The following is a 13,560-nucleotide window of genomic DNA, read 5'->3' as shown; positions in this document are numbered from 1 at the left end:
TCTTGATATTGGGCGGCTTCCCCGGCGTCGCGCCATTGACTGCACAGCACTATTACGGCTGCCCTCGCAACAGTTACTGTGCTTAGTAAAGGTTAAAAGTTAGAATTTACAAATGACAAAGCTATTGAATTTGGACGATGCGCCGGCGCGAAAGCGATGTTTTGATCCGGTAGTCGATGCTCGAACCCGTCTCTTAGTGTTGGGGAGTTTGCCCGGTGAAAAATCGTTAGCGCTTCAGGAGTACTACGGAAATCGACAAAATCGATTTTGGCTTTTGATGTCGGAAGTAACAGGCCTCGATTTGGTGCGACTCGACTACAGTTCGCGCCTTGAGGCGTTGCTGGGAAAGCATGTTGGACTATGGGACGTGGTAGCGGAAGCACATCGCGTGGGCAGTTTGGATAGCCACATTCGTAACCGCAACGACAATGATCTGCTCGCCTTGCTTGCCAGTTTGCCTGCGCTCACGACGATCGCTTTTAATGGCGGAACAGCGGCCCGGCTAGGGCTGGCGGTGCTCGGCCAGCATGCAGCGCGTTATCGCATCGTTGAGCTGCCATCCAGTAGTCCTGCCTATACTTTGCCGTACGCCGAAAAGTTGCAAAGGTGGCAAGTTCTACGCGGATATTAACGGTGCCGTCTCATACTGCAACGAAAAAGCTACCAGAAATGGTCTGACAGGTGCATCGATCCCTTCAATATGCGCTGAAAACCTTGTCCAGCGCGGTGTGGATGTCAAGCCGGCGTTCTTGGGCGGTCCCTACTTTGACCTTAAGCTTTTCACAATTGGCGCGCATCTGCTTCAATGGAAAATTCGCCGCGCAATTTGATTCCGCTGGATAGGAGACTTTGGTGCTGCTCCTGCCGTACCCTGCAAACCCACAAGCTTCATTTGAACAAAAATTGACGCATTGGCGCGGTATCATTGTGTAAACATCAGATAATGTGAGCTATTGCTACAAAACCAGACACATCCACTTAAGCCCTCTCAACTCCAGACAATGCTGATCAAACGTAAATCAATCGAAGCCGAAGCCAATCTTAAAGCTGGCCCTGGCAAACGCCTCCAAAAAACTGAGGTAAAAGAGGCTAAAACAGAACCAAAAGCGCCGCGTAAGCCTAAATTCGCCCCCGTCACTCTGTCAGAGCAAGACGGCGTCCGTTTTCTGCATTTCGGTACTGAATGGGTGCAAGGCGCGATGCGCCTGCGCAAACCAGATTGGCTGGAGCTGGAATACGCTCAACAGATGATGGCATGGATGCTTTTTAACGATCAACCCCAACATATCGTGCAGCTGGGCCTCGGCACCGCTGCCCTGACCAAATTCAGCTATCGACAGTTTCCTGCGGCACGCGTCACGGCGATTGAGCTAAATCCGTCAGTACTGACAATTTGCACAACCATGTTCAAGTTGCCGCCGGACGACGACCGCTTATCGGTCATCGAAATGGATGCGATGGATTTTGTCATGAACGAGGCGAATCGCAACACGATCGACGCATTACAAGTCGATTTGTACGATGCCACCGCAAAAGGTCCTGTACTCGATACGCCAGAGTTTTATAGCGCCTGCGCCGCTTGTCTGACGGACGATGGCGTGATGACAGTTAACTTGTTTGGGGACCATCCAAGCTATGCAAAAAACCTGAAAGCCATGAAGTTCGCTTTCGACGACGTCTGGTGTCTGCCTGAGGTCCATGACGGCAATGTTATCGCGATTGCTTTCAAAACTGCCTGGAAGCCGGACTTCACGACGCTTTACGAGCGCGCTGCAGAAATAACTGCCGAAACCAAATTGCCGGCAAAATCGTGGGTGAATGGCATCAAAGTCTGGCATACCGAAAACTGAGAACTAAACATCGCGGACTGTGGACTAAGCGCTGGGCCAGGAACGCAAAGCATCCCCACTTTTGCGTGCGGTTCGAATGCTGTTGATCTGAACACGCCATTGACATCTGGTTAAAATCGCGGTCACGTCAGATTGAGCTTCAGATTCAGATTCAAATCTAATTCACACTGTTAACTTTGCTCGATTGGCCATGATAATACGATGAATAAAGCGCTTCCAAAAATACTCGATCTGCAGCAAATCTTTACTTGGTTGCTGGCGGATGGGACGGTTATAAAAGAAGAAGTTAAAGACTTTTATGCACAAGCCCAAAGTATCTTCCGTAACGCTAGCATTGCGATTCATCCCTTGTCCGCAGTGGCGCAATGCAAGCGCCTGACTGCCCACACTCCGCATCGCCCCATTACTCTGGAATGGTTGACGGAGTGGCTGGCACACAAAGTTGCGCTGCCCTTCTATCGCATCGACCCGCTCAAGATCGACTTTGCCAAAGTCGCGGACGTTATGTCAGCGACGTACGCGGCGCGTTTTAATATCTTACCGGTTGAGCTAACACCAACGGAACTGGTGATTGCTACTGCCGAACCATTTCGCATCGAATGGGAGCCGGAAATTGCCAAAATCACACGGCGTAACATTAAGTTGGTGATTGCAAATCCCGTCGATATTACGCAATACATCACGCAATTCTTTAGCCTGGCGAAGTCGATCAAGAGTGCGCACAAATCGGGCGGCCAGGAATTAGCATTACGGAATAACTTTGAGCAATTGGTGGAGCTTGGCAAAGCCAATAAGCAAGTGGATGCCAACGACCGTCATATCATCAATATCGTCGACTGGTTATGGCAATATGCGTTTGAACAGCGCGCGTCTGATATCCACATGGAACCAAAACGGGATTTCAGCGCTATTCGCTTTCGCATCGACGGCGTATTGCATCAGGTATATCAAGTCCCGGCGGTTGTCATGATTGCCATGACGGCGCGGATCAAATTGCTCGGCCGGATGGACGTGATTGAAAAGCGCCGACCACAGGATGGTCGCATCAAAACCAAGACTGCGGGTGGCCAAGAAGTTGAGTTGCGCCTTTCGACGCTGCCAACCGCTTTCGGCGAAAAGCTGGTGATGCGAATTTTTGATCCGGAAGTCGTGGTAAAAACATTGCCAGAATTGGGGTTTCCAGCGGATGACGCCGTGCGTTGGGATGCGCTCACCAAACGCCCACATGGCATTATTCTGGTCACCGGTCCCACCGGATCAGGTAAAACCACCACTTTATATACGACATTGAAGGCGTTAGCCACATCGGAAGTGAATGTTTGTACAGTGGAGGACCCCATCGAAATGGTTGAGCCTGCCTTCAACCAAATGCAGATAAATCAAGGAATTGATCTGACGTTTGCGGATGGCGTGCGGGCCCTGATGCGGCAAGACCCCGATATCATCATGGTCGGAGAAATTCGCGACCTGGCCACCGCAGAAATGGCCATTCAGGCCGCCCTCACAGGCCATTTGGTGCTTTCCACACTGCACACCAACGATGCACCGTCGGCAATCATGCGGTTGCTGGAACTTGGCGTACCCTATTATCTGCTGGAAAGTACGATGATCGGGATTATGGCGCAGCGTCTTGTACGGACTTTGTGCGAGCATTGTAAAAGTGGCGATGGTCAAGTCACCGACGAGGTGTGGCGGAATTTAATCAAGGACTCGGCGATTCCAAAGCCGCACGCAGTCTACCAGCCGGTTGGCTGCCCAGAATGCCGTCAGACTGGCTACCGTGGCCGAACCGGCTTGTATGAACTCCTCACCGTTACACCCGCGTTTTCAAAAATGATTCAGGCTCAAACGGAACTACAAGCACTCAAACAACAGAGCATTTCTGACGGTATGAAACCGTTGCGCATCGCTGGTGCCTGTAAGATTATTGCGGGCGTCACCACGGTAGAAGAGGTCTTGAAAGTCACCTCCGCTCTCATCTGAAGTACTCACAGGGAAAGAAGAATATGACAACTTTTATAACAAAACGCGCTAAAACCCAATTCGTCTCGCTCGCGCTCTCAGTCGTGCTGCCTTTTTTAGGACAACTTGCGCAGGCGCAAACTAACAATGCTCATGCGGTTGTGGAGGTATCAAAAAGCCCGGCTACAGCCGAATGTCAAAAATTGGAAGAGCGGACCAAAGAACTTGATCAGATAGACCAGCAACGTCTCATGGACCGTGGCACTAAATTTGAGAGTCAGCGGCCCATCAAAAGCCAGGAGTGGAGTCGCCAACAACGCAAAGATATCCAAACCAAAATGTTTTTCGCCAAATGTTGATCGAGATCTTGAATACCGTATCAAACAGGGAAATCGGCAAACCTGGATTATAGAGGTGGGGAATTAGACAAATTCCCCCGACAAACGCCGGTGCAGGTAAAATTAATACTTCGCGTCTCTGTCTGGCGTGATACCCGTTGGAAATGCGTTACCAGCGTTTCTGGCGACTAAAAAAGCAGCAAATTAGCAATAAATATTTAAAGAATAGTTAAAAAATAATTAAGCCTGTGCAGCCAACGGGCAATTTATCAGCAACATCAAATATACAAAAAGAGGAATCGATTGAAAACAGCACTAGTCGGCGACTACAGCGTCCCCGAGTTCGACAAAACGATCATGACTAACTTATTGGTTTCAATAGTAGACCTCAATATCGTCAGACAAGAATACAAAATCATTGGCGTCCGCAACGCCGATCAGGAAATTTATCGCGTGATCGGTGCAACTACCGACAACCAATACAACAATGCGTACGAAGAACTCGATGACATGGGCCTGGTCGACGATCTGCAAGAAAGCGATCGTGAAAAAAATGGTTACGACGCTATCTTCAGCCTCAACCTTGAAGGCGACGATTAACAAAGCATTGCCCGTGTAATGCTTCCTGCTTTTTAGAGCGTGACCAAGACTGGCGCTAATGACTTTCCGATGGATGTCATTGGCGCTGACGGCTCCAGCGAAGGATTTTCGGTGTGGCGAGTTCGGCACCGTCTCCCCGTCTTGTTTCACATAATCCAGTGCCCCATAATGACCGATTCAACAAGCGCTGTCTTAACGGTTGCATGACATCGCTATGTTCATGGTAAATATTCAGTTCGCTATCGGCGGTCATGCTGCCCCAATTGCTGCTGGCGGAACCGAGCGTAGACTTGGTGCCTCGAAGCCGAATTGTTTAACATAAAACGCTAAGCTATCGACTGACAGCGTTTTGTGAATCCTGGCTAGCCCAGAAAAGTTTCTCGCCTTGCCCCTCCTTTCCTTAACCCTTGCGACACCCTATTTAACGACGCTTCCCTTTAGTGCGTTGTCATTCGCCTCCAACAGCAACGTTCCTTTATTTTTACAAACCGTCGCCAACACCAGAACTTCGGAATTCACACCCGCAACTCTTTTCTTTTCAAAATTGGTAACGGCGACGATTTTTTTCCCGATCAAATCTGATACTTGATAGTTTTCCGTGAGTTGGGCGGAACTGACTTTGATACCCATCTCTTTGCCGAAATCTATTTTGAGGATATAGGCAGGAATTCTCGCTTTAAGATTAAGTGTTGCCTCGACAATTTCACCCGTGTGGAGTTGGATGCGTTCGAAATCTGACAGAGAAGCGATTGTATCTGCATCGCTCGATCTGGAGACCGCGCTGGTAGTGTCGTAAATATTTTCTAGCGAAGAGGCGTGATTGGTTGGGGAAGCTATCGCTGTGCACCAGCCGATATGCAATCGATACATTTGTTTAAAATGATCTATGAATTTTTTTTGTTTTTCTTCATCATCAACGATGATACTTATCATTTTTTCCGTCATTTCCACATGATATTTTTCTGCTGGATCATCGCCTCCGACATGCATGTAAAAATATCGCAAATCATTTTTACTGAAACCAGGGAATGTATTGGTGAGCGTACGCCAAAGCGAGACAATCATCTGATTAGCGTGTAGTTCGAAGCTAACCATGGTTGCGCATCGTTCTACTGCATCAGGGCTGGATAAATTCTCTAAAAGATTTTCCAGATATAAACGGGTGTTTTCACCGTATTTCGGTATGACACTGTGACCAAAAATCGTATGGAGATCGCGCTTAAGTATATTGGCGTGAAAATTGACGTCGGTATTCAATATGTCGGATACACCAGCCATTTTTCTCTTCAGCAGCGCATACAGTCCGCCCGTTTCGTCCCAGCTTAAAAAATTCCCAACGATTGTTGTCACCTCCAAATCCCTGTCTATCGGCTTTCCGCTTGTTAGATATTGGAAGAAGAGATCTTTTTGCGAACCAGCCTGAAGATAAGGAAATGCTTGAGACATGGCCAGATAGTTAGCCATCATGTCTTCCATGTCAGGGTGATCTATATGGTCAAAAGGATGTCCTTTATCCATTAACGAAGTTAACACGGTATGATTTATAGACATTATTATTCCATTCATGAAGGGAGCTAACGCTTTGCGGTGCGAGAGCGTTAAGCCTAAAATCGATGACGCAAGCCGAGGCGAATAACACCTTGTTCGCTGCCAGAGGAAGTATTTTGGGTGCCTGCAATATGCGCGTTATCGAGACCGGTACCGGTGCGCTGACCTGCTCTGCGTTGATACGCTATTTGCGTATATACATCGGTCCGCTTAGAGAAGGCGTAGTCGATCATTGCTCCTAGCATATGCCAGGCAGGTTTCATGTTTGCACTGCCATCGGCCAGCTTTGCGCGGCCTTGCGTGTAGGCGTACATTCCCGCTAACGTGAGGGTCGGTGTTAATCGATACAACGTATTGATTTCTAAATTATTGAATTCGATCGTAGATAATTTTCGCAAATAAAAATCCACATTCTCGGCTTGCCCGGGAAAGCTCTGCATTCCAAATGGATGGTTAATTTTTGTGTGAAAATAAGTGACGTTAATGGTAGCCGCGCCAACCACGTAACCCGCGCCTACCCCCATAGTCTTCTGCTGATCTGAGACAAAATTGACGTCTGCGTTAGAAATTGAACCTGTGTCTATAGCGACCGGCAAGCCGTTTTTCATGCCGGGATGATTCAGGCTGATAAATCCACCGGCAAGTGTCAATGGACCATTCTTGTACCTGATCCCCATGCTATAGGTACTATTCTGCGCAAACGAACCCGTTTGTTCTCCCATTCCAATTGCGCTGCCGACTGTTATGCCATGAACGGTCGGGCTGGTGTATTTAAACGAATTTTCTAGCGTAAAGGAACTGCTCGTGTCGTTATCAAATGGATGCGTGAATAATGTGCCGCCCCAGCTGTTGTTGGCTGTCAGGTCGCCGGGGTAATCCCCAAGTGCGTCGACTTGTCGTCCCATTGTCAATGTTCCTGCGCTGGTGCTGCTCAAGCCAACAAACGCCATGCGCCCAAATAGCCGTCCGCCTTGCCCAGCTCGACCGGAATCGACGAGAAACCCATTTTCCAGCTGGAATACGGCACTCAGGCCGCTGCCCAAATCTTCTTTTCCTTTAAAACCGATTCGGCTGCCGTTCGCATAACCGCTTTGTAGTTGGGTTAATTTTTTCCCACCGACGTTATTGGTGTAATTGATACCTGCATCGACAATACCGTAAATTGACACGTTGCTTTGTGCATGAGCCACACTTGCCACTGCGCTAAAAAGTCCTGCCGCCACCATGTATTTTTTCATCGATTCCCCAGTTTTTTAGTTTTTTTAACTATTTTTTCTGAAATCTACCCGGACAACGCTTGGCTGAAAACCTTGTAGTCAGGCAAATAATCCTACGTAAAAAAATTACCGATGTATGTAAGACTTATCTCGAAATAGACCAGATTTTTCTGAAAATAGCAGCACACGGCGCGACCTGCCTATCCGTCCCTTAATTCAAATCCAGGCGCTGGTGTCCAGCCGTGAATTGTTTAAGTTCGCCCAGGACACCATTTTCTTTAAATACAAATGTGCAGCTCATCAGAATATTTCATTCGCACGTGAACAGGTATAGACGAACGGTGACGTTATGCGGCGGAGCACGGGTACCCACCCGAAAAAATGTGATCAAGCCAATTACGAAGAAGAAGAAGAAGAAGAAGAAGAAGAAGAGGAAGAGGAAGAAGAAGGGAACGAAGTGACGCTAGCAAAGGGTTCGCGCTATGTAATTGCGCAAATAAAACGCTCAAAAATTTTAATATCCGAGTTTGTAACCGGTTGTAATTGTCGTCAACGCTCAGCTGTCCAAGGTCGTTTATAACGCAAGCCCTCGGGGATGTCCTGAGTTAATCAAGACCACGTAAAAGGTACGAAAAATGAATAAATTATTAGCTGCTCTAATCGCTGGCTTGTTTGCCACTTCCGTCTTTGCACAAGCCGCAGCACCAGCGGCACCGACTGCCCCGGCCGCACCGGTTACAGCGGTCGCGCCGGCAGCAAAAACGACAAAGGCTGAAACAAAAGCCACTGCCGACTCCGGTACAAAAACGGTCAAGGCCAAGGCGCATCACAAAGTTGTGAAAGCTAAAACCACCACCAAAGCGAAAGCTACACCACCAGTCGCGAAAGAAGATGCCACTAAAGATGCTACTAAAACTGCGCCTAAATAAATAATCAGATGGATCGCAAAAAAGACAGGTATATCCTGTCTTTTTTTAATTTGAATTCGCATAACCTGATCGCACTAATCGTGTAAGTTTTAGCGCTTCCGTTTTATCAAGACGTCAGACCGTTTTGTCTTGTATCGCTTTACTTTGATCATCGGGGGGATAATAATTCAGATCCAGCGTGCCCCATATATTGACGAAAAAATTGGCCTTTAATGAGAGATAAAATGAAAAATTCACTCGTAACAGCATGTCTCATGTCTGGCTTAATGTTTGTGGGAGCGGCCTCTTATGCTGCCTCACCAGGCACGCAGCCACCGCTCAATGCCGCTAATGCCAGTCAGCAGCAAGATCCTGTTCCCGCCACACAAAAGCGATTGGCAGAGTTAAAACAAAAACTCAACCTAAAACCGGCGCAGCAGGCCGCATGGGTTACGTTTTCGAGTGACTTAGCGGCGCAGGCAACCATGCGAGCACAATCCAAAGAAAAAATGAAAGGTGCACTCGGCCCGGACTATCAAAATTTGCCTACGCCAGAAAAAATGGAAAAGATGGTGATCATCATGCGTTCGAATGCTGACTTTCTCAGCAAAACCGCTTCGATCACGAAAGCCTTTTATGACGGCCTGAGTACAGAGCAAAAAACCATCTTTGATCTTTTTGCAAAGACTTCATGGAACAACCGTATGAAAGAACAAATGCGTTAGTGTCACACCTTGGCGCGTTGGGCGTTGGGCCGCTGTACGTTCTCGGTGCGCGGGCTACTTGTTTCCATCCCCAATGCGTCTAACTGGCGACACCGGTTGGGCTACCCGTGTAAAGTGGCACCCGGCCGTGGACGAAATTAACATTTTGACAGACCCGGTCACGACCACTGGTTTTTGCTGAATAAAGCGCAGTGTCTGCGGATTGTATTAATTCCAGAGGCATATTTTCATCCCTGATTGGGACAAACGCGTCAACGCCGGCGCTGATGGTCACGATGCCCGCCGGATTTCCCGTATGCTCAATTGCCAGATTTCGTATCGCCACCCGGATGTTTTCGGCAACCAGCAACGCCCCGCTGACATCGGTACCAGGAAGTAGCACACTGAGTTCTTCCCCACCGTAGCGTGCGGCAATGTCTCCAGGGCGATTTTGACTGGACTTAACAACCTGACTGAGGCGTCTTAAACATTCATCTCCCGCCGCGTGACCATAAATATCGTTATATTGCTTAAAGCAATCTACATCGATCATGACGAGTGCGAGTGAGCTTGCGTTGCGCATTGCCCGGTTAAATTCCTTCTCCAGCGCAATATCGAAATGGCGACGATTGGCAAGACCCGTCAGTCCGTCTTGCAACGACAATTTTTGGAGTGTTTGATTGAGCTTTTCTAAGGCATCGCGTGTTTGAACGATTTCCGCTTCGGCATCTACTCGCCGCTTGATCTGTCCCACAAGATTGAGTCCAACTAGTCCAAGTACGATAAGAAGGATCAGCACGCCGGCAGAATGCAGATAGGTATCCGCCCGCCAGTCTTGCAGCACCTCAGACTCTGATAATGCAGCGGAAACAAAAAGAGGATATTGATCAAGACGTCGAAAGCTATTTATTCGGCTAATCCCATCCTGCCCTGATTTGATAATGGTAGTTCCCGCTTTCCCCTTGTTGACATCCTCAAGCAGCAACGAGTTGGAAATATTTTTGCCGATAGAGTCCTTTAAAAGCGGCCGACGCGTCAACATCACGCCACTATCTAAAGCTAGTCCTATCGCTCCATGTTGTCCAATATCAAAACTCTCATAATATTTATTGAAATAAGCAATGCTGATTGTCGCTAGCGCCACCCCTGCAAAACTGCCGTCGGAATGGTTAATTCTGCGCGATATGGTTAATATCCAGGAGCCGGTGGAGCGACTCTGGATCGGAAGCCCAATATACGGCCCAACATTAGAATGGGTGCGGTGATAAACAAAATAATCCCGATCTGCGTTATTGACGTTTGTCGCCGTGGTCGGTTGGGAGTTAGTCAACCAGCGGCCATTTTCGTCGTAAACGAAAAGACCATTCAATTGGGGTAGTTCGTCCACACGCAACGCCAGCAGTCGATGTAAGCGCGCCAGTGCCAAAGGACTGGTGCCATCGGTTTGAACCCGTTCAACAAGGCCAACCAATGCGGTATCTGCTTCTTTAATAGTATCGTCGGCGTGCTGGGCTATGGCGCGGGCCATATTGGAGGTGGCAATATCCACTTCCTGCAACTGAGTTTTGCGTGCCGTCCAGCTGCGCCAGCCATCTACGAATACCAGAGAAAGACATACCAGAATAACGAAAATTCCTGCTAACGAGGTAATGGGTATGCGTTTGGCGGTAACTTCGTCCTGGGGTTTTACTTTATCGGTCAGACCGGTCATAAGTTTCTTACTAATCGCAATTCATTGATAGAGAGGTCACACGCTTTTGGATATTAGCGCCAAGTCATTGCCCGTTGTAACTTATTTAACTGCTGCTTCCATTTAATTATTATCCACGGGAAACTATTATTGAATATTGGGCAGAATTGAGCAATGAAATTCTATTCAATCAGATTCAACTACATTCCGGTCAGGGTAATGAAAATAACGCAAACGACAATACCGGCTGATAGCAATTCATCGAAGTCCTAAGCCGCCGCCAGCGATATTACGCGCCTCTCATCTTTTATGGCGCAATTTCTCTGGCAAATCAAACATCAGTATTAGCGCGTACAGCAACGTCATGCAACCGATCACATAAGGCGCTGGCCTGGTGCTAGCGGTAAGGTCCTTTATGCGTCATAACATTACCGTGCTTACAATGCTGCTAAATTTCCCTAACGTGTATTCAGGGCATGCGTCCGATTGCGGCAAAGGTGTTTTGAACGTGCATGGAGTCTCCTAACCGCGCGCCTCATGGCGACGATTAATTATTATTTCATAACAGAAAAACAGCGAAAGGGTTAATGAGCGCTAGGCGGCCAGGCTATCGCGCTCCCATGGCGCAAGATGAAGGTCGCAATTGCGACCGGCCTTGGCGACTTGTCCGGAGACTTCGTGGCCAAGCAGCGCTGGCAATTGGCGCGACATAGAAATCAATTTCGGCAAATCGATCCCTGTTTCAATGCCGATTTCCGCACATAGATTCACCAGATCTTCGGTGCAGATGTTGCCTGAGGCACCAGGGGCAAACGGGCAACCGCCCAGACCGCCGAGCGCAGAATCGAAACGACGTGCGCCCGCTTCATACGCCGCCAGCACATTCGCCAATCCCAGTCCGCGGGTGTTATGAAAGTGTAGTGTCAAAGCCGACGCCGGCAGTTGCTTTAGTACCCGTTCGACTAAACGGGCCACCTGGCGTGGATTCGCCATGCCGGTCGTATCGGCCAGCGTAATCCCCTCGATGCCCATCCTCAGATATTCTTCCACAAATCCCATCACCCGATCTTCATCGATCTTGCCTTCAAATGGACAGCCAAAGGTGGTGGCAATGGTACCGTTAAGTGATAGCCCGGTTCCTGCCGCCAATGCCACGATATCGCCAAAACCGGCCAACGATTCCTCGCAACGCATCCGCATATTGGCGCGGTTGTGGGTCTGACTCGCCGACATGACAAGATTGAGCTCGTCGGCTCCGGCCTGAATCGCGCGCTCAGCACCCTTTTTGTTCGGAATCAGCGCCACGTAAATGACGCCGGGCTGGCGCTGGATGCGTGCAAAGACTTCTTCACCATCGCGCAGTGCGGGGATGGCTTTGGGCGAGACGAAGGAGCCGGCTTCTATACGGGTAAAGCCTGCGCTCGAAAGTTGATCAATCAAGGCTACTTTGTCATCTGTAGATACCCAGGTTGGCTCAATTTGGAGACCGTCGCGTGGTGCGACTTCCTGCACGATTAGTCGTTCAGAAAAATTGGTAATCATTGAATAACTCCCGTCGCTCTGAGGCGTTGAATTTCTATGTCAGCAAGACCTAATTCCGCCAATACTTCGGTTGTATGCGCGCCCAGCGTCGGTCCTTGCCAATTTATTTGTCCCGGTGTTTCCGACAATTTGGGTACGATGCCGGGCATTTTTACGGTCACACCGCCCGGCAACTCTGCCGACAGCAGCATCTCGCGCGCCTGATAATGTGGATCAGCAACGATATCAGCGACGGAATAAATCCGTCCTGCGGGAACGCCTGCTTTTTCGAGTGTTGCTAACACGTCTTCAATCGGATTTGCCGAGGTCCAACCGGCAATCGCAGCATCGATCAGCACGACTTGCGCCACGCGCCCGTCGTTATGTTCGAATGCAGGATCATCGGCCAGATCGGCCCGACCGATCGCCTGCATCAATCGCTTGAAGATCGGATTGCTGTTGCCTGCTATCACGACATAAGCGCCATCGCGCGTGGGATAGGTATTGGACGGCGCGATACCCGGTAAAGCACCGCCGCTACGCTCTCGCACATGACCGAGAAGATCGTATTCGGGAATCAGACTTTCCATCAGGTTGAAAACACTCTCGACCAGCGACACGTCCACCACCTGACCGTTGCCCTGCCCGGTTTTGACCCGCAATACCGACATCAAGGCACCCATTACGGCGTGTAGTGAGGCGAGCGAATCACCCAGACTGACGCCGACCCGAGCCGGTGCGCCGTCTGGCTCACCGGTCGTATAACGGATTCCGCCCATGGCCTCGCCAATAGCGCCAAAGCCCGGGCGGTCCTTATAAGGACCGGTTTGGCCATAGCCGGAAATGCGGACCATCGTCAGCTTCGGATTTAAGGCGTGGAGCACATCCCACCCTAAACCCAGTTGTTCCATGGCACCAGGCTTCAAATTTTCGATCAACACATCGGCGTTACTGGCAAGACGTTTGATGATCTCGATGCCTTCCGGCGACTTTAGATTAATTGAAATGGATTTTTTGTTGCGCGATTGCAAATACCACCAAAGCGACGTGCCTTCATACAGTTTTCTCCATTTTCGAATGGGATCACCGGTCACGGGCGCTTCAATTTTGATCACCTCGGCGCCGAATTCCGCCATCATGCGTGCCGCGAAAGGCGCGGCGATCAATGTGCCTATCTCTATGACACGAATACCTTTAAGAGGTCCGCTCATGAATTTCTCCT

The 13,560-nt window shown here is 49.2% G+C and carries 13 protein-coding genes; 8 read left to right on the top strand and 5 right to left on the bottom strand.

Features of this window, described 5'->3' with window-relative positions:
• Window positions 1–112: 112 nt before the first annotated feature.
• From JQN73_RS18660 to JQN73_RS18640, 5 genes are all read left to right on the top strand, one after another.
• The gene (locus tag JQN73_RS18660) at window positions 113–631 is read left to right on the top strand and encodes a DNA-deoxyinosine glycosylase (RefSeq protein WP_205320449.1); all 519 of its coding nucleotides are present in this window, start codon (window positions 113–115) and stop codon (window positions 629–631) included.
• A gap of 370 nt (window positions 632–1,001) precedes the next feature.
• Window positions 1,002–1,850 (top strand): spermidine synthase, encoded by an 849-nt coding sequence (locus JQN73_RS18655; protein ID WP_205320448.1) that lies wholly within the window; start codon window positions 1,002–1,004, stop codon window positions 1,848–1,850.
• Between the two features lie 201 nt (window positions 1,851–2,051).
• A complete protein-coding gene (locus JQN73_RS18650; RefSeq protein WP_205320447.1) occupies window positions 2,052–3,833 on the top strand; it encodes a GspE/PulE family protein in 1,782 nt (593 codons plus the stop codon).
• 23 nt (window positions 3,834–3,856) lie between these two features.
• A complete protein-coding gene (locus JQN73_RS18645; RefSeq protein WP_205320446.1) occupies window positions 3,857–4,171 on the top strand; it encodes a hypothetical protein in 315 nt (104 codons plus the stop codon).
• 282 nt (window positions 4,172–4,453) lie between these two features.
• Entirely contained in the window at window positions 4,454–4,750 is a 297-nt protein-coding gene (locus JQN73_RS18640; protein WP_240162326.1) for a hypothetical protein, read from the top strand.
• A gap of 417 nt (window positions 4,751–5,167) precedes the next feature.
• Here JQN73_RS18640 and JQN73_RS18635 read toward each other — a convergent pair whose 3' ends face one another.
• Window positions 5,168–6,301 (bottom strand): tRNA-binding protein, encoded by a 1,134-nt coding sequence (locus JQN73_RS18635; protein WP_205320445.1) that lies wholly within the window; start codon window positions 6,299–6,301, stop codon window positions 5,168–5,170.
• Between the two features lie 53 nt (window positions 6,302–6,354).
• Window positions 6,355–7,536 (bottom strand): porin, encoded by a 1,182-nt coding sequence (locus JQN73_RS18630; RefSeq protein WP_205320444.1) that lies wholly within the window; start codon window positions 7,534–7,536, stop codon window positions 6,355–6,357.
• A 328-nt stretch (window positions 7,537–7,864) separates the two neighbouring features.
• Between JQN73_RS18630 and JQN73_RS18625 the strand changes: the two genes are divergently transcribed.
• From JQN73_RS18625 to JQN73_RS18615, 3 genes are all read left to right on the top strand, one after another.
• Entirely contained in the window at window positions 7,865–8,095 is a 231-nt protein-coding gene (locus JQN73_RS18625; protein ID WP_205320443.1) for a hypothetical protein, read from the top strand.
• Between the two features lie 55 nt (window positions 8,096–8,150).
• A complete protein-coding gene (locus JQN73_RS18620) occupies window positions 8,151–8,444 on the top strand; it encodes a hypothetical protein (RefSeq protein WP_205320442.1) in 294 nt (97 codons plus the stop codon).
• Window positions 8,445–8,668: 224 nt separating this feature from the next.
• Window positions 8,669–9,148, top strand: coding sequence for a Spy/CpxP family protein refolding chaperone (locus JQN73_RS18615; protein WP_205320441.1), 480 nt, complete (start codon window positions 8,669–8,671; stop codon window positions 9,146–9,148).
• Between the two features lie 79 nt (window positions 9,149–9,227).
• Here the strand turns inward: JQN73_RS18615 and JQN73_RS18610 are convergent, their stop codons facing one another.
• The 3 genes from JQN73_RS18610 to JQN73_RS18600 form a co-directional block, all read right to left on the bottom strand.
• Window positions 9,228–10,838, bottom strand: coding sequence for a sensor domain-containing diguanylate cyclase (locus JQN73_RS18610; RefSeq protein ID WP_205320440.1), 1,611 nt, complete (start codon window positions 10,836–10,838; stop codon window positions 9,228–9,230).
• Between the two features lie 573 nt (window positions 10,839–11,411).
• On the bottom strand, window positions 11,412–12,359 hold the full coding sequence (locus tag JQN73_RS18605; RefSeq protein WP_205320439.1) for a hydroxymethylglutaryl-CoA lyase: 948 nt from the start codon (window positions 12,357–12,359) through the stop codon (window positions 11,412–11,414).
• Window positions 12,356–13,549 (bottom strand): CaiB/BaiF CoA-transferase family protein, encoded by a 1,194-nt coding sequence (locus JQN73_RS18600; protein WP_205320438.1) that lies wholly within the window; start codon window positions 13,547–13,549, stop codon window positions 12,356–12,358. Before JQN73_RS18600 ends, JQN73_RS18605 begins: the two co-directional genes overlap by 4 nt.
• Window positions 13,550–13,560 lie beyond the last annotated feature (11 nt).

Origin of the sequence: Glaciimonas sp. PAMC28666, from assembly GCF_016917355.1 — a bacterium.
Lineage (GTDB): Bacteria > Pseudomonadota > Gammaproteobacteria > Burkholderiales > Burkholderiaceae_D > Glaciimonas.
Note: the sequence above shows the minus strand (reverse complement) of the source record. Positions and strands in the feature narration are given on the sequence as shown.